The sequence below is a fragment of the Streptomyces sp. NRRL B-24085 genome (assembly GCF_001282115.1).
In the GTDB taxonomy this organism is placed as follows: Bacteria; Actinomycetota; Actinomycetes; order Streptomycetales; family Streptomycetaceae; genus Streptomyces.
Genome location: NZ_LJBR01000051.1, coordinates 1 through 19,409, shown reverse-complemented (window position 1 = coordinate 19,409; position 19,409 = coordinate 1). Strand labels below are relative to the sequence as shown.

Genomic DNA, 19,409 nt, shown 5'->3' with positions numbered 1-19,409 from the left:
AGTTCGGCCAACTGGCCGGTAACCCGCGGGTGGCCCCGTAGAGTCCCGGCCGGGGGGCGGCGAGTTCGACATCGCCGTACTGAAGACCAGTCAAGAACCCTTCCGGAGAACCGACTTGAAGCTCACCAAACGCCTCACCCTGACCACCGCGGCCCTCGCCGCGACCGCCTTCCTGGGGACGACCGTCGGCAACGCGGCCACCGCGGACGCCGCGCCGAAGCCCGTGAAGGCCCCCGCCGCCGTCAAGGTGCCGGACGGCAACAAGCTGACCGGCGTGTACCCCGCCCGGGGCGTGCAGACCTACACCTGCACCGACGGCGCCTGGAAGCTCCTGGAGCCCGCCGCCACCCTCTCCGACCGGAGAGGCCGCACCGTCGCCCTGCACTCCCGCGGCCCCGTCTGGGTCTCCACGGTGGACGGCAGCGCGGTGAACGCCACGGCCGTCGCCAGCTCCCCCAAGGAGGGCACCATCCCCGAACTCCTCCTCCAGGCCACCGCGACCCGGGGCACGGGTGTCTTCGGCGGTGTCTCCTACATACAGCGCCTGAACACGACCGGGGGGGTGGCCCCCGCCACCGCCTGCACCGGCACGGACCAGGTGAGCGTGGCGTACACGGCGACGTACGCGTTCTACAAGCCGGCCAAGTGAGGCGCGTGCGCTTCTGAGCGGCGCGGCGGCCCCTGCCCGGGGACACCGCCGCGCCGCCCCTCACCTGTCCAGATCCACCCGCACGGTCAGCTGCCCCGCCCCTATCGCCCGCACGGCGGCGCTGTTCAGACGGGGAAGGCCGCGCAGTCGTACGGCGATGTCGTCGTCCGGCAGGAGATGGGCGGTCCCGGTGTGCCAGCGCCTCCGGATCCGCACCCTGACCCGTGCGTCCGCCTTGATGTTGCGGACGTACTGCGACCGCTCCCCGAACTCGGAGACCAGCCAGAAGGAACCGCCGATCCTCCTGCCGCCCACCGGGGTCCGACGGGGCAGGCCCGAGCTGCGGCCGGTGGTCTCCAGGACGGTCTGCAGGGGCAGTCGGCGCATGACCGGGTTGAGCAGGCGCTGAACGGCCCTGGCGGCACGGTACCTGCGCTCGGCGTCGCGGGACATGGGCGGTGGGACTCCTGTCTCTCGTCTTCCGTAACCTGACCGGCGGCCCCGATGATCTCAGGGTGCGGCCGGGTGGACGAAGGGTGTCGGCGATGCGCGTGGTGACCTGGAACCTGTGGTGGCGCTTCGGCCCGTGGGAGGAACGGCAGAAGGCGATCCTGGCCGTGCTGCGGGAGCTGCGCCCCGACGTGGTCGGCCTCCAGGAGGTGTGGTCGGCGGGCACCGAGAACCTCGCGGAGTGGCTCGCGGGCGAGCTGGGCCTGCACTGGGCGTGGGCCCCGTCGCCCGCCTCGGAGCGCTGGCAGCGGCGGATCGGCGACCCGGGCGTGGAGGTCGGCAACGCGGTCCTGAGCCGCTGGCCGGTGATCGACCGGGCCGTCCTGCGCCTGCCCGCCCCCGAGGACCTGGACGACGGCCGCCTCGCCTTCCACACCCGTCTGGCAGGCCCTTCCGGTGAGATCCCCTTCTTCACCACCCACCTCACCTCGGCCCCCACCGCCTCGGCGGTCCGCTGCCAACAGGTCACCGCGCTGGCGGAGTTCGTGGCCGCCCACCGCTCCGGCACCGACTTCCCGCCGGTGATCACCGGCGACTTCAACGCCTGGCCCGACTCCGACGAGGTCCGCCTCTTCGGCGGCTACCGGACGGCCCCGGCCGCCCCCGGCCAACTCTTCCTGGACGCCTGGGAGTACGCCGACCCGACGGCCCCCTCCGCGACCTGGGACCCGGCGAACCCGTACGTCCGCCTGGACCCGCCCGTCCGCATCGACTACATCCACGTGGGCCCACCGGGCCCTTCGGGCCTGGGCCACGTCCTGGACGTCCGCCGCGCGGGGGACGGCCCCGTGGACGGCGTGTGGCCGTCGGACCACATGGCAGTGGTGGCGGACCTGGCGGACGGACCGGAGTGAGCCGAGGAGAAACCGATGGGCATCTACGTATCGGTCAGAGGCCGGCTGGAGTGCGACGAGCAACCCGAGAGATTCAGTCGCCCCGCTCCTCCCCCCGGAACACGCTGATCAGCCCGTGCGGGGTGTCGGTGCCGAACATGAGGGCGTAGAGCTCCGTGCCCTCGGTGGCGGTTTCGGCGCTGCGGGGGAACATGGCGCGTTCGTACTCGGTGAGCGCGGTCTCGATGTCGTCGGGGTGGGCCGCCAGGGCCTGGGCGAGGTGCGCGCCGTCGAGCATGGCGAGGTTGGCGCCCTCGCCGTTCGGGGCGGCCACATGGGCGGCGTCGCCGATCAGGGTCACTCCCGGCACCCGCTCCCAGCGGTGCTCGACGGGCAGGGCGGCGAAGGGGCGCAGCACCGGGGCGGTGTCGGCTTCGCCGATCAGCGCGGTGAGTTCCGGTGCCCAGCCGTCGAACTCCCGCAGGATGTGCGCCAGGGCCGCGGCGGCGTCGGTGAAGTCGATGTCCGCGAACCAGTCCTGCGGCCGGGCCAGCATCACGTACGTGTGCAGGTTGCCGCCCCGCTCCCGGTGCGTCACGAAACCCTTGCCGGGCGCGAGCACGAACAGCGCCCCGCTGCCGACCGCCTTCGCGGCGGCCGGGTGCCGGGTGTCGGCGTCGTGCAGGTACACCTCGACGCAGGACATCCCGGTGTACTCGGGCCGCGCGGCGGAGAGCAGCGGCCGTATCCGTGACCAGGCGCCGTCCGCCCCGACCAGCAGGCCGGTGACGACCGAGGTGCCGTCGGCGAACGTCACCTCGTGCCGGCCCCCGCCGAGCGCCCTGGCGCCGATGGCCTTGTGGCCCCAGCGGACCGTGCCGGCCGGCAGCGAGTCCAGCAACAGTTGCCGCAGTTCGCCGCGCTGCACCTCCGGGCGGTCGCCGGTGCCGTCGTCGGGCTTGTCGAACAGGACGGTGCCGTCCGGGCCGGCCATCCGCATCGCCTCACGGCCCTCCAGGACGAGAGCGCGGAACCCGTCCGTCAGACCGGCCGCCTGGAGGGCCAACTGCCCGTTGTAGTCGTGGATGTCGAGCATCCCGCCCTGCGCGCGGGCGGTCGGCGAGGGCTCCGCCTCGTAGACGGTGGCCGGGATGCCGTGGACGTGCAGGACGCGGGCGAGGGTGAGACCGCCGAGCCCGGCGCCGATGATCGTGACAGGGGTTCGCACCATGGTGGCTCCTTCGGGACGGGGCCCGCCGGTGTGTTCCGGCCGGCCGTCTCCGGCAAGGCTCCGGGGCCCCGTCGACAGACCGCCGACATGGCACGTACAGCTCCGACAGAGGGCCTACGTTCCCCGGACGGGGCACCTACAGCCCCCACGGACCATTCTCCCGGCCATGATGCCGACCAGTCGGTATGGACATCCCCGTCCCGGCCCGGTACAGATGCCTCATGCGTATTTCCGTGACGATCTTCCTCACCGACGAGACCATCACCCCGACCCGGCTCGCCCGTGAGCTGGAGGCACGGGGCTTTGCCGGGCTGTATCTGCCCGAGCACACCCACATCCCCGTCGAGCGGGTCACCCCGTACCCGGCGGGCGGCGAGCTGCCGCGCGAGTACGGCCGTACCCTCGACCCCTTCGTCGCGCTCGGCCAGGCCGCCGCCGTCACCGAGCGGCTCGGCCTCGGCACCGGCATCACGCTCGTCGCCCAGCACGACCCGATCGACCTCGCCAAGCAGATCGCCACCCTCGACCACCTCTCCGGCGGCCGGTTCACGCTCGGGCTCGGGTTCGGGTGGAACGTCGAGGAAGCCGCCGACCACGGCGTCGAGTGGCGCACCCGGCGTGAGCTCGTGCGGGACCGGATGGCGCTCATGCACGCCCTGTGGGCCGACGAACCGACCGCCTACGAAGGTGAGTTCGGGAGTGTCAGGGCCAGCCACGCCTTCCCGAAGCCCGTGCAGAAGCGGACCCTGGTGGGCGGCGCCGCGGGCCCCAAGCTGTTCTCCCACATCTGCGAGTACGCCGACGGGTGGCTGCCGATCGGCGGACGGGGGCTCGGCGAGTCCCTGCCCGTGCTGCGCGCCGCCTGGGCGGACGCGGGCCGCGACCCGGGCGCCCTCCAGGCCGTCCCGTACGCCGTCCTGCCCACCCCCGGCAAGCTCGCCCACTACGCCGAGCTCGGCATCGAGGAGGTCGTGCTCCAGCTGCCGCCGGCGGGGGAGGGCGAGGTGCTCAAGGTGCTCGACGAGTATGCCCGTTATGTCCAGGACGGCACCGGCGGTGTGTGACACCACCCCGGCAGGGCGGCACTCCTGCGCTGATCACACCGCTCGTATGCTCGAAGGATGACGACTTCCGCGACCTCCGGAACCGGCCCCACCGAGAACTCCATGCGTCGCGCTCTCAAACGTGCCCGGGACGGCGTCGCCCTCGACGTCTCCGAGGCCGCGGTGCTGCTCCAGGCCCGCGGCCCGGCCCTGGACGACCTCACCGCGTCCGCCGCACGGGTACGTGACGCCGGCCTCGCGCAGGCGGGCCGCCCCGGTGTCATCACGTACTCGAAGAGCGTCTTCATCCCGCTGACCCGGCTGTGCCGGGACAAGTGCCACTACTGCACCTTCGTGACCGTGCCCGGCAAGCTCCGCCGGGCCGGCCACGGCATGTTCATGTCCCCCGACGAGGTCCTCGACGTGGCCCGCAAGGGTGCCGCGCTGGGCTGCAAGGAAGCCCTGATCACCCTCGGCGACAAGCCCGAGGACCGCTGGCCGGAGGCCAGGGAGTGGCTGGACGCGCACGGCTACGACGACACCATCGCCTACGTCCGGGCCATCTCCGTCCGCATCCTGGAGGAGACCGGACTGCTGCCCCACCTCAACCCGGGCGTGCTCTCCTGGACCGACTTCCAGCGGCTCAAGCCGGTCGCGCCGAGCATGGGCATGATGCTGGAGACCACGGCCACCAGGCTCTGGTCCGAGCCCGGCGGCCCGCACCACGGCTCCCCGGACAAGGAGCCCGCCGTACGGCTGCGGGTGCTGGAGGACGCCGGGCGCTCCTCCGTCCCCTTCACCTCGGGCATCCTCATCGGCATCGGCGAGACCTACGAGGAGCGCGCCGAGTCCCTCTTCGCACTCCGGCGCATCGCGCGGTCGTACCACAGCATCCAGGAACTGATCATCCAGAACTTCCGCGCCAAGCCGGACACCGCGATGCGCGGCATGCCGGACGCGGAGCTCGACGAACTGGTCGCCGCCGTGGCCGTCGCCCGTCTCGTCATGGGCCCGGCCGCCAACATCCAGGCCCCGCCGAACCTCGTCGACAGCGAGTACGAGCGCCTGATCGGGGCCGGGATCGACGACTGGGGCGGGGTCAGCCCGCTCACCATCGACCATGTGAACCCCGAGCGCCCCTGGCCGCAGATCGAGGAGCTGACCGAGCGGTCCGCCGCGGCCGGCTTCGAACTGCGGGAACGCCTGTGCGTGTACCCCGAGTTCGTCCAGCGCGGCGAGCCCTGGCTGGATCCCCGGCTGCGGCCGCACGTGGCGGCCCTCGCCGACCCGGCCACCGGCCTCGCGCGCCCCGACGCCCTCCCGCGGGGGCTGCCCTGGCAGGAGCCGGAGGAGGTCTTCGTGGCCACGGGCCGCACCGACCTGCACGCCTCCATCGACACCGAGGGCCGTACCTCGGACCGCCGCGACGACTTCGACGAGGTCTACGGCGACTGGGGCGCCCTGCGCGAGGCGGCCGCCCCCGGCATGGTGCCCGAGCGCATCGACACGGACGTACGCGACGCGCTGCGGACCGCCGCCGACGATCCCACCCGGCTGACCGACGACGAGGCCCTCGCGCTGCTGCACGCCGACGGCCCGGCCCTGGACGCCCTGTGCCAGGTGGCCGACGACGTCCGCAGGTCGGCGGTCGGCGACGACGTGACCTACATCGTCACGCGGAACATCAACTTCACCAACGTCTGCTACACCGGCTGCCGGTTCTGCGCCTTCGCCCAGCGGCGCACCGACGCCGACGCCTACACGCTCTCCCTCGACCAGGTCGCCGACCGCGCCCAACAGGCCTGGGAGGTCGGCGCGGTGGAGGTCTGCATGCAGGGCGGCATCCATCCGGACCTGCCGGGGACGGCGTACTTCGACATCGCGAAGGCGGTCAAGTCCCGCGTCCCCGGCATGCATGTGCACGCCTTCTCGCCGATGGAGGTCGTCAACGGCGCCACCCGCACCGGCATGTCGATCCGCGAGTGGCTGACCGCGGCCAAGGAGGCCGGCCTCGACTCCATACCCGGCACGGCCGCCGAGATCCTCGACGACGAGGTCCGCTGGGTGCTGACCAAGGGCAAGCTGCCGACGGCGACCTGGATCGAGGTGATCGAGACCGCCCACGAGGTCGGCCTGCGCTCCTCCTCGACGATGATGTACGGCCACGTCGACCAGCCCCGCCACTGGCTGGGCCACCTGCGCACGCTGGCCGGCATCCAGCAGCGCACCGGCGGCTTCACCGAGTTCGTGACGCTCCCCTTCATCCACACCAACGCCCCGGTGTACCTGGCCGGCATCGCCCGTCCCGGCCCCTCCATGCGGGACAACCGGGCGGTCACGGCGATGGCCAGGCTGCTGCTGCACCCCTGGGTGCCGAACATCCAGACGAGCTGGGTGAAGCTCGGCACCGAGGGCGCGGCCGAGATGCTCCGCTCCGGGGCGAACGACCTCGGCGGCACGCTGATGGAGGAGACGATCTCGCGGATGGCGGGCTCGTCGTACGGCTCCTACAAGTCGGTGAAGGACCTCGTCGCGGTGGCGGAGGCGGCGGGCCGTCCCGCTCGGCCGCGCACCACGCTGTACGGGCCGGTGCCGGAGGAGCGGCAGCAGGCCGCGCGTGCCTCCGACGGGCACCTGCCGGAGCTGCTGCCGGTGCTGGACTGACCGGAGAGGTGTTCGGGCGGGGGCCGGTACGATGATCCGACCCCCGTTCGACGGGGATCCTGAGCCGAGGAGATGCGTGCCGTGCCAGCCCCGAAGGTCTGGGTGACGGGTCTGACCGTGGGGGCGATCGCCGCCGTCGTCGCCCTGGCCGTACAGGCCGACAAGGGAACCAAGCCGGGTGTGGCCCTCACCGGCAGGCCGAGTGTGTCGGCGTCGCCCAGCGCGTCCGCGCGGCCCGAGCCGTCCGCGACCGCGGTGCCGGACGGCTCCGGCACCGGCCGCCGGATCGTCTACTCGCTCGGCGACAAGCGGGTGTGGCTGATCGACGCGAGCGAGGCGGCCCGGCGGACCTTCGCCGTCTGGCCGGGGACGGTGGCCCCCGCCCCCGGCACCTACTCCGTCTCGCTGCGCCGGGGCGAGCCGAGGACCGGCTCCGACGGCGTGCGGATCGAGCACGTCGTGTTCTTCACCGCAGTGGACGGCGTGAACATCGCCTTCTCCAACGCGGTGGACGGCTCCTCGCCCCCGCCCGCGAACGGCGCGCAGACCGGCGGCATCCGCATGAAGGCGGCGGACGGCTCGGCCCTGTGGACGTTCGGTGAGACGGGGACGAAGGTCGTCGTCGTCAACTAGCGCTGCGGTCGGGCAGGTTGACCACCAGCAGGGCGACCCCGCTGAACACGAACACCCGCAGCGCCGCGTCCAGCCCGTTCCAGGTGTCCGACTGCCACATGGAGAACCACTCGCCGCCGATCGCGATGAACCCGGCGCCGAACAGCAGCATGAGCATGAGCAGCCCGTAGGTGGAGAAGCGCCGGGCGGCCTGGTCGTCCCGGCGCACCCACAGCCAGGTGCCGTAGATCAGCACGAGCGCCGCGAGCGTCTCCCAGACGATGATCGCCACGTACGCCGTGTTCTGAAGTCCCTTGCTGGTGACGGCTCTCCACATCAGATCGTCGTCCTTGAACGTCGTGTCCATCGCGAGAACATGCTGCACGAACGCCTGGTTCGTCCCGAAGTCGGTGATGTTCCCGAACGCGACGAGCGCTATGTACAACGCGACGCTCGCGGTGAGCAGGGTGGCGGAGAGGTGGAGAGCGCTGCGTGTGGTGCGTGGGGGTGTCGATGCCATGGAGGCCATCTTCCCCCGGCGTGGCGGTGTGATCCAGAGCGGTTGCGCCAGAATGAGAGGCAGGCGGACCGCGACGAGGGGACGGACGCATGACGCAGGCGGAGCCGTCGGCGCAGGAGCTGATCCTGCGGCGCACACGGGCCGGATTCGTGGGCCGCGAGGCCGAACGGGCCGCGTTCCTCGGCAACTTCGACATCCCGCCCGGCGACCCCCGGCACCGCTTCCGGTTCCACGTCCACGGCAGCGCGGGCATCGGGAAGACCTCCCTCGTCCAGGAGCTGGCCCACCTCGCGAGGGAACGCGGGGCGCTCACCGCCCATGTCGACGACAGCGTGGGCAGCGTGCCCGAGGCCATGGAGACGGTGTGCCGTGAACTCTCCGCCCAGGGGCGCCGGTTGAAGGACCTGGAGCGGCGCCTCGCCACCTGGCGGGAGCGGCGGCGCGAGGCGGAGGCCGCCACCCTCGCCGCCCTCGCGCCCGACGCCGCCATGGAGACCGCCTCGACCGGCAGCAGGATGGCGGTCGACGTCGGTCTGGGCGCCCTGGAGGCCGCCCTGCCGGGCGCCCAGCTCGTCACCCGCGCCCTTCCCGCCGACCGGCTCGCCCAGGGCGCCGACAGGCTGCGGGCCGGCCTCGGCGCCCGCTTCCGCAACCCCGACGACGTCGACCTGGTCCTCACCCCGGAGCGGGTCCTCACCCCGGTGCTGCTCGGCGACCTGCGGTCCGCGGCCGCCGCCGTCCCGTGGATCGTCCTGTTCTTCGACACGTACGAGCGGACCGGCCCCTTCCTCGACCCGTGGCTGTACGACGTCCTCACCAAGCCCAGGGAGCACGGCCGGCTGCCCGCCGCCGTCGTGGTGGTCACCGCGGGACAGCGCCCCCTGGACGCCTCCCGCTGGGGCGGCCTGGACGCGGTGGCGGACATGCCGCTGGCCCCGTTCACCGAGGCCGAGGCGCGACGGCTGCTCGCCGCGCGGGGCGTCGTGGCGGAGCCGGTCGTCGAGGAGGTGCTGCGTCTGACGGGCGGCCTCCCCGTCCTCGTGTCGACCCTCGCGGCCAGGCGGCCCGACGGCCCCGACAACGTGATCGACCCCAGTACGACGGCGGTGGAACGGTTCCTGAAGCCGGAGCCGGAGGCCCGCCGCAAGCTCGCCCGGGCCTGCGCGCTGCCCAGGAAGCTGGACGCCGACGTGTTCCGGCTGCTCGTCCCCGCCCCCGAGGACGAACTCGACGCGCTGTACGCGTGGTTGACGGCACTGCCGTTCGTCGGACAGCGCGGCGAGCGGCTCCAGTACCACGACCTGGTCCGCGCGCAGATGCTGCGCCTGGAGCGGCTCCGGTCCCGCACCGACTGGACGAGCCGGCACCGGCGGCTCGCGCAGGCGTACACCGAGTGGCGCGAGGACACCGAATCCGGCCGCCGCCGCGAGGAGTTGTGGGCGGACGAGGAGTGGTGGGAACTGCGGCTGGAGGAGGTGTACCACCTGCTGTGCGCCCGCCCGCCCGCCGCGCTCGCCGAGGCGCTGCGCGGCTTCGTCACCGCGTGCCGTGAGGACGAGGTCGTCGCCCGCCGCTGGGCACGGATGCTGGAGGAGGCGGGCGACGCCACGGACCACGCCGTACTGCGCGAGTGGGGACGGTCGCTGGGCGCGGCACTCGCCGACGAGGAGAACGGAGTGACCGCCGCGCTGGACCTGCTGCTGACCCGCCCCGGCCTCGACCTGCCCGGCCGGGCGGAGGCGCACGCCCTGCGCGGCAGGGAACTGCGCAGGCACCAGGAGTACGCGCGGGCCCTCCAGGAGTACGACCGCGCCATCGAGCTGGACCCGCAGCAGCCCCTCGCCCATTACGGCCGGGGCCTCACCCACCAGTTGCTGGACGACTACCCGGCGGCCCTGGCCGCGCTCGACCGAGCCGTCGAACTCGCCCCCGACGCGGCCTGGGTCATCGCCGAGCGGGCCGAGACCTACCGCCTGGCGTCCCGCTTCGGAGAAGCGGAGGCCGACTACACCCGCGCCCTCGCCCTCGACCCCACCGACGACATCGCCCTGGCCGGGCGGGCGGCGTGCCGGCACGCACTGGGACGGCTCGACGAGTCGCTCGCCGACTTCGACCGGGCGCTGAGCATCGACCCCGAGTACCTCTGGGCGCTGGTGCGCCGGGCCCGGCTGCACCGCACGCGCGGTGACCGGGACAAGGCGTTCGCCGACCTCGACCGGGCGGCCGCGCTCGCACCCGACCGGGCCTGGATCGCCTCGGAACGCGGGGACGCCTACCGGGTCGAGGGGCGCTACGAGGAAGCCGTGGTGGAGCTGGCGCGCGCGGTGGAGCTGGAGCCGGGACACGCCTCGGCGCTGGCGAGCCGCGGACAGGTGCTGGGCGAACTCGGGCGCAACGAGGAGGCGTTGGCCGATTTGGACCGGGCGCTGGCGCTGATCCCCGACTACGCCTGGGCGCTGGTGATGAGATCGCGGGTGAAGCGCGCGCTGGGCGACCGGGACGGTGTCTTCGAGGACTTGCGGCGGGCTGTCGCGGCGGAACCGGAGACCTACTGGATCCAGGCCGAGCTCGCCTCGGCGTACCGCTTCGAGGGCCGCTACGACGAGGCGCTGCCCCTCTTCCACGCCGTCCTCGCGCAGGACCCGGCCCACGCGACCTGCCTGGCGGGCCTGGGCGCGGTCCACCACGCCCGCAAGTCCTACCAGGAGGCCCTGGACCACCTGGACCGCGCCCTCGCGTCCGACCCGGAGTACGCCTGGGCGTACGGCCGGCGGGGCCGGGTGTGCCTGGCGATCGGCCGCACCGAGCAGGCCCTGGCCGACCTGGACCGCTGTGTAGCGCTGGATCCCGAGATGACGTACGAGCGGGGGGCGGCGATCGGACTGCTGCTGCTCGCCGGCCGCTGGGCGGAGGCGGAGGAGCGGCTGGCGGCCTGCGACCTCCCGGACCTCGACGACACCCGTGTGGAAGTCCACCGCCACCACGGTCGCTGGGCGCAGGCCCGTGCGCTGGCCGAGCGCCTGCGCGAGCGGGAGCCGGCCGTAGGCGCGTTCCACCTGGCCATGACCGTCCACCGCTCCGAGGGCCCCGAGGCCGCCGGCCCCTTCTGGCAGGACCTCGCCCGGCTGGTCGAGCAGGACGCCGGCATGGAGCCCGTGATGCGCGCCCAGGCCCACTGCTTCCTGGGCTGCGCGCTGGCCGACGGCCCGCGGGCGGACCGCGGCCTGTCCGAGCTCCTCGCCCTCACCCCGGAATGGGACGACCTGACCACCCTCGCCGAGATCCTCGTCGAACTCCGCACCGCCCCGGGGGCCGACCGGTCCCCGCACATCACCACGTGCCTGACAGCGGTGACCGAGGCGCGGGACGCGCTGCGGGCCCGGTGGTCGGCGGGGAACTGAGCGGGGAAGGCGTCACGCCGGCCGTGAAAGTGGCGCATACCCACACGTCCCCTGAACCCCGCACCCCCCGTCGATTACAGTGCTGAGCGTCGTACATACGGACGGTCGCCACGGGAGGTCTTGGTGGGTGCGACAGCCGGGGCCGTCGTCTGGGGGCGCGCCGAGCAGCAGGACTTCCGGAGCCGGGTGCGCGGGACGCTCCTCGGGGTGGCGGTGGGCGACGCACTGGGCGCGCCGGTCGACGGGCTCGGGCTGGACGAGATCCGGGAGACGTACGGCGCCGAGGGCCTGGTGGACCTCGGCTTCGGGTACGGCCGGCGCGGCGCCGTCACCCACCTGACCCAGCTCAGCCTCTTCACCGTGGACGGGCTCATACGGGCGCAGGTGCGCCGGGACACCGGCGCCTGGCACCCGCCCACCGACCTGCACCGGGCGTATCTGCGCTGGGCCGCCACCCAGCGGGACTGGGGGCCCGACGAGCGGCGCAAGGACGACGGGTGGCTGGCCCGCGAGGAGTGGCTGTACGCCCGCCGCGACCCGGCCCGGTCCCTGCTCATCGGGTTCGGCGACGACACCATGGGGACGCTGGAGTCGCCCAAGAACCCGAACGAACTCGGGCCCGAGGCGGCGGCCCGTTCCGCGCCCTTCGGGCTGCTCGTCGGATGGGAGCCGCAGCTCGTCGTACAGCTCGCCGTGGAGTGCGCCGCGCAGACCCACGGGCACCCCGTCGCCTACCTGTCGGCGGGCGCGTACGCCGTGATCGTGCACGCGCTGGCCCTCGGCGACAACCTGGACGGGGCGGTGCAGCGGGCGCTCGCGCTGCTGGCCGCGCGGCCCGGGCACGAGCCGGTGTCGGACGCGCTCCAGCACGCGCTGGGGGCCGTACGGCAGGGGATGCCCACCCCGGCACGCGTGGAGGAGCTCGCGGCCGACGGTTCGGCGGACGGGCTGCTGTCGGCCGCCGTGTACTGCGCGCTGGTGGGGGAGGACGTACGGCACGGTCTGTGCCTCGCCGTGAACCACGACGGTCCCTCCGCCGCGGCCGGCGCCCTCACCGGCGGTCTGCTGGGTGCCCTGCACGGCGAGACGGCCCTCCCGCCGGCCTGGCTGGCCGAGCTGGAGGGCCGTCCCACGCTGCTGGAACTCGCCGACGACTTCGCGATGGAGATGACCCAGGGGCCCGCGCTGCACGGGCCCGCGGGGGCGTCCCCGGGGTGGCTGGTCCGCTATCCGAGGGCCTGAGCCCTACGGCCGGGGCCGGTCCTTCACCCCCAGGCCGACCACGTCCTCCACACCGCCCGCCGGCGTCGGGATCGCCGCGGCCGCGGCGCCGTCCCCGTCCCCGTCCGTGTTGATCTTCTCGATGATCGCGAGGCGCTCCGGGGTGTCCTCGGGCTTGACGAACCCGATGAGGATGTAGAGGACCAGGGAGACGGCCAGCGGGATCGAGACCTGGTACTGGAGCGGGACCCCGCCCTCGACGTTCCAGCTGATCGGGTAGTTGACCAGCCAGAACGCGAGCAGGCCCATCGACCAGCTGGTGAGCGCGGCGGTGGGGCCGGAGCGGCGGAAGGGGCGCAGCAGGCCGAGCATCATCGGAATGGCCATCGGGCCCATCAGACCGGCCACCCACTTGATCACCACCGTGATGATGTCCTTGAAGGTGGGGGAGTTGACCTGGGTGGCCGCGGCCATCGACAGGCCGAGGAAGACGACCGTCGTGATGCGGGCGACCCGGAGCCCCTGCCCCTGGCTCCAGGAGCGCGCCCTGCGCCACACCACCGGTGCGCAGTCCCGGGTGAAGACGGCCGCGATGGCGTTGGCGTCGGAGGAGCACATGGCCATGGTGTGCGAGAAGAACCCGACGATCACCAGGCCCAACAGGCCGTGCGGCAGGAGCTGTTCGGTCATCAGGCCGTAGGAGTCGGAGCCGTCCGGCTTCTGCGACTGGACCAGGAGCGGGGACATCCACATCGGGAAGAACAGGACGACCGGCCACACCAGCCACAGGATCGCCGACAGCCGGGCCGAGCGCTCCGCCTGGTGGGCGTTGGCCGTGGCCATGTAGCGCTGGGCCTGGTTGAGCATGCCGCCGTTGTACTCGAAGAGCTTGATGAAGAGGAAGGCGAGCAGGAAGACCGTGCCGTACGGCCCGACCAGCGGCTCTCCGTGGCCCTGGAGCTCCGGCTCGTCCCAGGCGCCGAAGAAGCCGATGCCCTTGTCGTTGAGCTTGAGGACGACGGCGACGAACATCGCGACGCCGGCGAGGAGTTGGATGACGAACTGGCCCAGCTCGGTGAGCGCGTCGGCCCACAGTCCGCCGATCGTGCAGTAGATGGCGGTGATGCCGCCGGTGATCAGGATGCCCTGGTTGAGGGAGATCCCGGTGAACACCGACAACAGGGTCGCGATCGCGGCCCACTTGGCGCCCACGTCCACGATCTTCAGCAGCATGCCGGACCAGGCCAGCGCCTGCTGGGTCTTCAGGTCGTAGCGGTTCTTGAGGTATTCGAGCGGGGAAGCCACATGGAGGCGTGAGCGCAGCCGGTTGATGCGCGGCGCGAACAACTTCGATCCGATCGCGATGCCGAGGGCGATGGGGAAGGACCAGGTGACGAAGGACGTGACGCCGTAGGTGTAGGCGATGCCCGCGTACCCGGTGAACATCACCGCGCTGTAGCCCGACATGTGGTGCGAGATGCCCGACAGCCACCACGGCATCTTGCCGCCCGCGGTGAAGAAGTCGCTGACGTCGTCCACGCGTTTGTGCGACCAGACGCCGATCGCGACCATCACGCCGAAATAGCCGATGAGCACGGCCCAGTCGAGACCGTTCATATGCGCCCTCCCAGGGGATCAGCCCGGCGCTCATCGTGGAGGCCACCGCGTGGACACGACAAGGCGGCGTGAGGTCAAAGGGAGGTAAAATCATTCGAGGTGATGGCCTGCGTTCATCTACATGAACTCACCGCATCAGCTCCCCGGCGTTGACCAGCAACGACTGTCCGGTGATCGCCCGGGCCCGGTCCGAGGCCAGGAACACCGTCGCGTCGGCCACGTCCCCGTCGGTCGCGAGGTCGGGCAACGCCATCCGGTCGGTGAGCCGCTTCAGCACCTCCGCCTCCGGCACCTGCTCCGTGTGGGCCGTGAACCGCACGTACGCCTGCACCGGCGGCCCCCACATCCAGCCCGGCAGCACGGTGTTGACCCGGATCCGGTCCGGCCCCAGCTCCCGCGCCAGCGAGTACATCGCACTGGTCAGCGCCCCCTTCGAGGCGGCGTACGCGGCCTGCCGCACCTGCGAGGGCGCGGCCACGGCCGACTGCGTCCCGACGAACACCACCGAACCCCCGCCCGCCGCCCGCAGCCCCGGCAGACAGGCCCGGGTCATCCGCAGCGAACCCAGCAGGTTCACGTCGATGACCGCCTGCCAGGTCGCGAAGTCCGCGTCCTGGAGCCCGCCGAAAAAGCTGTCCCACGCGGCCACCTGCACCAGCGCGTCCAGCCGCCCGAACCGCTCCGCCGCCAGTTCCGCGAGCGCCTCGCACTGCCTCTCGTCGGTGATGTCCGTCGGCCGGTACGCGGTGTGCGCCCCGTCCGGGTCGATCTCGGCGGCGCTCTTCGCGAGGTTCGCCTCGGTCCGCGCCCCCAGCACGGCGTTGCCGCCGTCCCGTACGACGGCCGCGGCGACCTGGTGGCCGAGCCCGGCGCCGACTCCCGACACCACGACGGTCTTCCCGGAGAGAAGTGACATACCGGCGGCCTCCCTGATTCCTACTGGTCCCTGGCTCTGGCGCAATATCTGACGGAGCGTCAGAGTATGGGCGAGCGCTGGAGGAGGGAAGGTCCCATGTCGGAAGAGACCCGCAGCGAGACGTACGCCGAACTGGCCGCCACCGGACCCTACGGAGTCCGTCCCGGCCACGCCCTGATCACCATGGTCGAACCGCACCCCGGCCACGAGTACGCCTACAACCGCTGGTACGAGGACGACCACTTCTACGCCGGTGCGATGGCCATGCCGTGGATGTTCGCGGGCCGCCGCTGGGTGGCCACCCGGGACCTGCAACTCCTGCGCGTGCCGGAGAAGTCGGCGGTGGCCCAGCCGGTGACGACGGGCTGCTACCTCTCGGTGTACTGGGTCACCGAGGGCCGCTACGACGACCACATGAAGTGGACGGTGGCCATCAACAAGCGCCTCAACCGCGACGCCCGCGTCTACCGCGACCGCACCCACGTCTTCACCGCGTTCCAGGACCACGAGGCCACGGTCTACCGCGACGGGGCGGCGGGCCCGAGGGACTTCCATGCCCTGGACCACCCGTACGCGGGCCTGGTGCTGGAGGTCATCGACGCGGAATCCCCGGAGCAGCGTGCGCAGTCGCTGGAGTGGCTGGTCTCCCGCCACCTCCCGAAACGCCTGGCGGGCTCACCGGCGGCCATGGTGACCGTGTTCCGCCCGACCCCCCTGCCCGGCGACCGCATGACGTACGTGAGGCAGGTGGAGGGCGTGGACACCCGGCTCACGCTCCTGTGGTTCCTGGAGACGGACCCGAGGGACTGCTGGGAGCGGTGCTTCACCGACCTGGAAGGCCCGGACATGGGCCGCCGTGAACTGCTTGCGCCTTTCATCCCGACGATCCCGGGCACGGACAAGTACGTGGACCAGCTGCGGCAAGCCCCTTCAGGGGCGCGGGGAACTGCGCGACCAGCCCCCACGCACCCGCAGCCGCACGACTACTTCAACTCATCCGGACAAGGCGTCCCACGCGGCACCGTATAGGGCGCGGCCAACCGGTACGTCCCCGCCCGAGGCGCCAGCAACATCGTCCACTTGTCCCCGTCCGCGTCCTCCGGCGTCTCCATCAGACACCCGTTGACGTTCTCGAACGTCTTCGGCTCCCCGTCCCCGCGCTCCTTCGACTCCTCCGTCTCCTGCGGCGGCTGCACCTTCTTGCCGTCCGCGTCGACGATCGACAGCCAGGGCGAGTAGGGGATCCGGATGAGGATGCGCCCGGCCTTCTTCACCCGCATGGTCATCTCGCCCTGCGCCGCCCGGTCCACGACGGTGTTCGGGGAGGCGAGCGGCGCCGGGTCGGTCACCCGGAACAGCTGCCAGTTCGCGTCACCCCAGATCTGCCTCAGATACGGCATCCCGCGCTGGACAAGCTCCCGCTCGCGTTCGCCGCCGTCCCCGTCGGGCTCGTCCTTGGGCACGACCACGAAGTGCACGGCCCAGCGCTGGAGCCACTCGTGGTAGTTCGCGGAGTTCAGGGTGTCGTCGTAGAAGAGCGGGTTGCGCTCCATGTCGGCCTGCCGGTTCCAGCCCCGGGCGAGGTTGACGTACGGCGCGAGCGCGGACGCCTCGCGGTGGGAGGCGGCCGGTACGACCTCGACGCGGCCCTTCTCGGCGCCGACCTCCTGGAGCTCGTTGACCAGGGGGGCCAGCTCGCGCGCCCAGGACGCCGTGGGGGTCGTGTGGACGACGTCGTCGACGGACTTGAAGCCGATCCAGACGGTGAAGCCGGCGAAGGCGACGACGACGGCGTACCACTTGCGCGAGCGCGGCACCGTGAACGGCAGCGCGGCCGCCAGGGCCACCCCGGCGAACAGCATCGACAGGCGCGAGATGTTGGAGCCGATCTGCGAGCTGACCAGCCAGACCAGGACGACCGAGAGGCTGTACACCCCGGCGGTGATCCGGACCGTCGTCCACTCGCGCGGGACGAGGAGGAAGACCAGGACGCCGTACACCAGGGGCAGCAGCACCGAGCCGATCTTCATCGGCTGGGTGCCGGCGAACGGGAAGAGCCAGGCGGACAGCGCGACGACCGCCGTGGGCGCGAGACCCAGCGCCCAGGCGCCCGGACGCCGTTTCTGAAGGAAGAGGGCGACCGCCACCAGGCCCACGAAGAGCCCCGCGACCGGCGAGGCCATGGTCGCGAGGGCGGCGAGCGGGGCCGCGCAGGCGGCCTTGGCCCAGCGCTTGTAGCGCCAGCGGTGCGGCCAGCAGAAGACGACGGCGACCGCGCCCAGCGCGAAGACCGTGCCGAGCCCGAAGGTCACCCGGCCCGAGGCCGCGTTGCACAGGAAGGCGTACACGCCCGCCAGCGAGGCCCACAGCGGATTGCGCACCGACCGGCTGCGGATGAGGACCAGCGTCAGCAGCCCGGCCGAGACCGTCCCGGCCAGCATCATCGTCGTACGGACGCCGAGGACCGACATCAGGTACGGCGAGACGACGCTGTACGACACCGGATGCATGCCGCCGTACCAGGCCAGGTTGTACGCGGAGTCCGGGTGGCGGCCGACGAACTCGGCCCACGCGTCCTGCGCCGCCAGGTCACCACCGCTGTTCGCGAACGTGAAGAACCAGACGATGTGGAGGACGCCGGACAGCGCGGTCATGGAGAGGACGGGGTGCCGCAGCAGCCGCTCGCGCAGCGCGAGGAGCGCCGACCAGATCCTGCCCCGGACGTCCTCGGGCGCCCCGCCGGTGCCGGCGCCGGAGTCAGCGGGCACGCCTATTCGCGGGCCGGTACCCGGGCCCGGGTCGGTGTCGTCGGCGCGTGTCGGCTCCGCAGTGGCCACCTGAAGGCACTCCCCGTGGTGTCCCGTCTTCATTTCTCGGCCGCGCCCCAGCGTCGACCTGCCCCGGTTCGTGACGCTAGCACGCGGCCCGCCGACCGGAACCCGGGCGGGGTCCGGCCGACGGGCCGACACGGTGCGTGCGTCCCTTCCGGGCTCAGCCGACGCGGGTCAGCTTGTCGGTGAGACCCGGCTCGGTCAGATCCTTCTGGAGGGTGACCGGGACCTTGACCGCGCCGCCCTCGCCGTCGCCGACGGTGAGGGTGCCGACCTTGGTGCCGGCCTTCGCGGTGTGCGGTACGTCGTCGGCGGCGAAGGACAGCTTCACCTCGAAGCCGGCCCAGCCGACGGCGGTGACGTCCTTGGTCAGCACGACCGGGGTGTGGCCGCCGAGGCCGTCGTCCACGTAACCGACGACGTCGCCCTTCTTCAGGATCTTCGCCGAGGTCAGGTCGTCCTGGGCGGCGAGCATCGCGACCCGGCTGACGTCGTTGACGGTCTTGATGATCGGTGCCTTGTGCTGGCCGAGGATCGCGCCGACGAGGGTGACGGTCTCACCGCCGACCTCCTTGCGCGCGGCGAAGAGGAGGTTGCCGCCGGCCGCGCTGGTGGTGCCGGTCTTGATGCCGATGGCGCCGTTGTAAGGGACCAGATAGTTGTAGTTGTACCACTTCTGTCCGGACGGATCGAGCCACTGCCCCATGGACGTGATCTCCATCAGCGCCGGGATCTTCACGAGCTCGTTGCCGAGCTTCACCTGGTCCTCGGCGGTGGAGACGGTGGTCTCCTTCAGGCCCGAGGCGTCGGTGTACGTCGTGTTCTTCATGCCGAGTTCCTTGGCGGTGGCGTTCATCTTCGCGATGAACGCCTTCTCGGAACCGGCGTCCCAGCGGGCGAGCAGCCGGGCGATGTTGTTGGCGGACGGGATCATGATCGCCGCGATCGCCTGCTTCTGGGTGAGGACGTCGCCCTGCTTGACCGTGTCGAGGGTCGACTCGCCGTCCTTGTTGTAGCCGCCCTCCTTCTCGGCGAGCGCGTCGACGGTGATCTTCGCGCCCTCCTCGCCGGACTTGAGGGGGTGGTCCTTCAGGACGATGTAGGCGGTCATGGCCTTGGCCACGGAACCGATCGCGACCGGGGTCTGCTTGCCGAAGTCGCTCATCGTGCCGACGCCGTTGACGTCCATCCAGCCCTGGCCCTGGGTGGGCCACGGGAGGGTGACCTTGCTGCCGTCGAAGGTGTAGGAGTCCTCGGCGGTGAGGCTGAGCGTGGGCTCCGGCAGCGGACGCAGGGCCTGCACGATCGCAAACACGACGACCAGCAGGAGGACCAGCGGGGTCCAGATCTTGACCCGGCGC

At 72.1% G+C, this 19,409-nt stretch carries 13 protein-coding genes and 2 pseudogenes; 8 read left to right on the top strand and 7 right to left on the bottom strand.

Annotated elements, in window-relative coordinates; translation table 11 throughout:
* Positions 1 to 115: 115 nt before the first annotated feature.
* Positions 116 to 649: a DUF3455 domain-containing protein gene (locus tag AOJ26_RS07505; RefSeq protein ID WP_053847399.1), complete on the top strand. Its 534-nt coding sequence runs from the start codon at positions 116 to 118 to the stop codon at positions 647 to 649.
* A 60-nt stretch (positions 650 to 709) separates the two neighbouring features.
* Here the strand turns inward: AOJ26_RS07505 and AOJ26_RS07500 are convergent, their stop codons facing one another.
* A complete protein-coding gene (locus tag AOJ26_RS07500; protein WP_053847398.1) occupies positions 710 to 1,102 on the bottom strand; it encodes a nitroreductase/quinone reductase family protein in 393 nt (130 codons plus the stop codon).
* Positions 1,103 to 1,194: 92 nt separating this feature from the next.
* Between AOJ26_RS07500 and AOJ26_RS07495 the strand changes: the two genes are divergently transcribed.
* Positions 1,195 to 2,013 carry an endonuclease/exonuclease/phosphatase family protein gene (locus tag AOJ26_RS07495; RefSeq protein ID WP_179200190.1) on the top strand — a complete coding sequence of 273 codons (819 nt, stop codon included), beginning with the start codon at positions 1,195 to 1,197 and terminating at the stop codon, positions 2,011 to 2,013.
* A 73-nt stretch (positions 2,014 to 2,086) separates the two neighbouring features.
* Here AOJ26_RS07495 and AOJ26_RS07490 read toward each other — a convergent pair whose 3' ends face one another.
* Positions 2,087 to 3,223, bottom strand: coding sequence for an FAD-dependent oxidoreductase (locus AOJ26_RS07490; protein ID WP_053847396.1), 1,137 nt, complete (start codon positions 3,221 to 3,223; stop codon positions 2,087 to 2,089).
* Between the two features lie 221 nt (positions 3,224 to 3,444).
* On the opposite strand from AOJ26_RS07490, the gene AOJ26_RS07485 reads away from it, so the two are divergent.
* The 3 genes from AOJ26_RS07485 to AOJ26_RS07475 all read left to right on the top strand — a co-directional run bounded on the left by AOJ26_RS07485 (position 3,445) and on the right by AOJ26_RS07475 (position 7,563).
* Entirely contained in the window at positions 3,445 to 4,287 is an 843-nt protein-coding gene (locus AOJ26_RS07485; protein WP_053847406.1) for an LLM class F420-dependent oxidoreductase, read from the top strand.
* 57 nt (positions 4,288 to 4,344) lie between these two features.
* The gene (locus AOJ26_RS07480; RefSeq protein WP_053847395.1) at positions 4,345 to 6,930 is read left to right on the top strand and encodes a bifunctional FO biosynthesis protein CofGH; all 2,586 of its coding nucleotides are present in this window, start codon (positions 4,345 to 4,347) and stop codon (positions 6,928 to 6,930) included.
* A gap of 72 nt (positions 6,931 to 7,002) precedes the next feature.
* Positions 7,003 to 7,563: a hypothetical protein gene (locus AOJ26_RS07475; RefSeq protein WP_053847394.1), complete on the top strand. Its 561-nt coding sequence runs from the start codon at positions 7,003 to 7,005 to the stop codon at positions 7,561 to 7,563.
* Here AOJ26_RS07475 and AOJ26_RS07470 read toward each other — a convergent pair.
* Positions 7,556 to 8,062, bottom strand: a complete 507-nt coding sequence (locus AOJ26_RS07470; RefSeq protein WP_053847405.1) for a DUF2165 domain-containing protein — start codon at positions 8,060 to 8,062, stop codon at positions 7,556 to 7,558. The genes AOJ26_RS07475 and AOJ26_RS07470 overlap by 8 nt on opposite strands.
* 89 nt (positions 8,063 to 8,151) lie before the next feature.
* On the opposite strand from AOJ26_RS07470, the gene AOJ26_RS07465 reads away from it, so the two are divergent.
* The gene (locus AOJ26_RS07465) at positions 8,152 to 11,463 is read left to right on the top strand and encodes an ATP-binding protein (RefSeq protein WP_053847393.1); all 3,312 of its coding nucleotides are present in this window, start codon (positions 8,152 to 8,154) and stop codon (positions 11,461 to 11,463) included.
* A 123-nt stretch (positions 11,464 to 11,586) separates the two neighbouring features.
* Complete coding sequence (locus AOJ26_RS07460; protein ID WP_053847392.1) at positions 11,587 to 12,705, top strand: ADP-ribosylglycohydrolase family protein; 1,119 nt, start codon at positions 11,587 to 11,589, stop codon at positions 12,703 to 12,705.
* 3 nt (positions 12,706 to 12,708) lie between these two features.
* Here AOJ26_RS07460 and AOJ26_RS07455 read toward each other — a convergent pair whose 3' ends face one another.
* Positions 12,709 to 14,301 (bottom strand): sodium:solute symporter family protein, encoded by a 1,593-nt coding sequence (locus AOJ26_RS07455; RefSeq protein WP_053847391.1) that lies wholly within the window; start codon positions 14,299 to 14,301, stop codon positions 12,709 to 12,711.
* Between the two features lie 127 nt (positions 14,302 to 14,428).
* A complete protein-coding gene (locus tag AOJ26_RS07450) occupies positions 14,429 to 15,217 on the bottom strand; it encodes an SDR family oxidoreductase (protein WP_053847390.1) in 789 nt (262 codons plus the stop codon).
* Between the two features lie 96 nt (positions 15,218 to 15,313).
* Between AOJ26_RS07450 and AOJ26_RS07445 the strand changes: the two are divergent.
* Positions 15,314 to 16,138, top strand: a pseudogene (locus AOJ26_RS07445) (hypothetical protein); the annotation flags it as partial.
* 62 nt (positions 16,139 to 16,200) lie between these two features.
* Here the strand turns inward: AOJ26_RS07445 and AOJ26_RS07440 are convergent.
* Together AOJ26_RS07440 and AOJ26_RS07435 are read right to left on the bottom strand one after the other, a co-directional pair.
* On the bottom strand, positions 16,201 to 18,054 hold the full coding sequence (locus AOJ26_RS07440; protein ID WP_053847389.1) for a hypothetical protein: 1,854 nt from the start codon (positions 18,052 to 18,054) through the stop codon (positions 16,201 to 16,203).
* 154 nt (positions 18,055 to 18,208) lie between these two features.
* Positions 18,209 to 19,409: pseudogene (locus AOJ26_RS07435) on the bottom strand (D-alanyl-D-alanine carboxypeptidase); the annotation flags it as partial.

What these genes read in the sequence shown, in the direction of transcription:
- AOJ26_RS07465 (WP_053847393.1), top strand. Translation starts at nt 8,152, where the DNA reads ATGACGCAGGCGGAGCCGTCGGCGCAGGAGCTGATCCTGCGGCGCACA.
- AOJ26_RS07490 (WP_053847396.1), bottom strand. Translation starts at nt 3,223, where the DNA reads ATGGTGCGAACCCCTGTCACGATCATCGGCGCCGGGCTCGGCGGTCTC.
- AOJ26_RS07500 (WP_053847398.1), bottom strand. Translation starts at nt 1,102, where the DNA reads ATGTCCCGCGACGCCGAGCGCAGGTACCGTGCCGCCAGGGCCGTTCAG.
- AOJ26_RS07455 (WP_053847391.1), bottom strand. Translation starts at nt 14,301, where the DNA reads ATGAACGGTCTCGACTGGGCCGTGCTCATCGGCTATTTCGGCGTGATG.
- AOJ26_RS07470 (WP_053847405.1), bottom strand. Translation starts at nt 8,062, where the DNA reads ATGGCATCGACACCCCCACGCACCACACGCAGCGCTCTCCACCTCTCC.
- AOJ26_RS07450 (WP_053847390.1), bottom strand. Translation starts at nt 15,217, where the DNA reads ATGTCACTTCTCTCCGGGAAGACCGTCGTGGTGTCGGGAGTCGGCGCC.
- AOJ26_RS07475 (WP_053847394.1), top strand. Translation starts at nt 7,003, where the DNA reads ATGCGTGCCGTGCCAGCCCCGAAGGTCTGGGTGACGGGTCTGACCGTG.
- AOJ26_RS07480 (WP_053847395.1), top strand. Translation starts at nt 4,345, where the DNA reads ATGACGACTTCCGCGACCTCCGGAACCGGCCCCACCGAGAACTCCATG.
- AOJ26_RS07495 (WP_179200190.1), top strand. Translation starts at nt 1,195, where the DNA reads ATGCGCGTGGTGACCTGGAACCTGTGGTGGCGCTTCGGCCCGTGGGAG.
- AOJ26_RS07485 (WP_053847406.1), top strand. Translation starts at nt 3,445, where the DNA reads ATGCGTATTTCCGTGACGATCTTCCTCACCGACGAGACCATCACCCCG.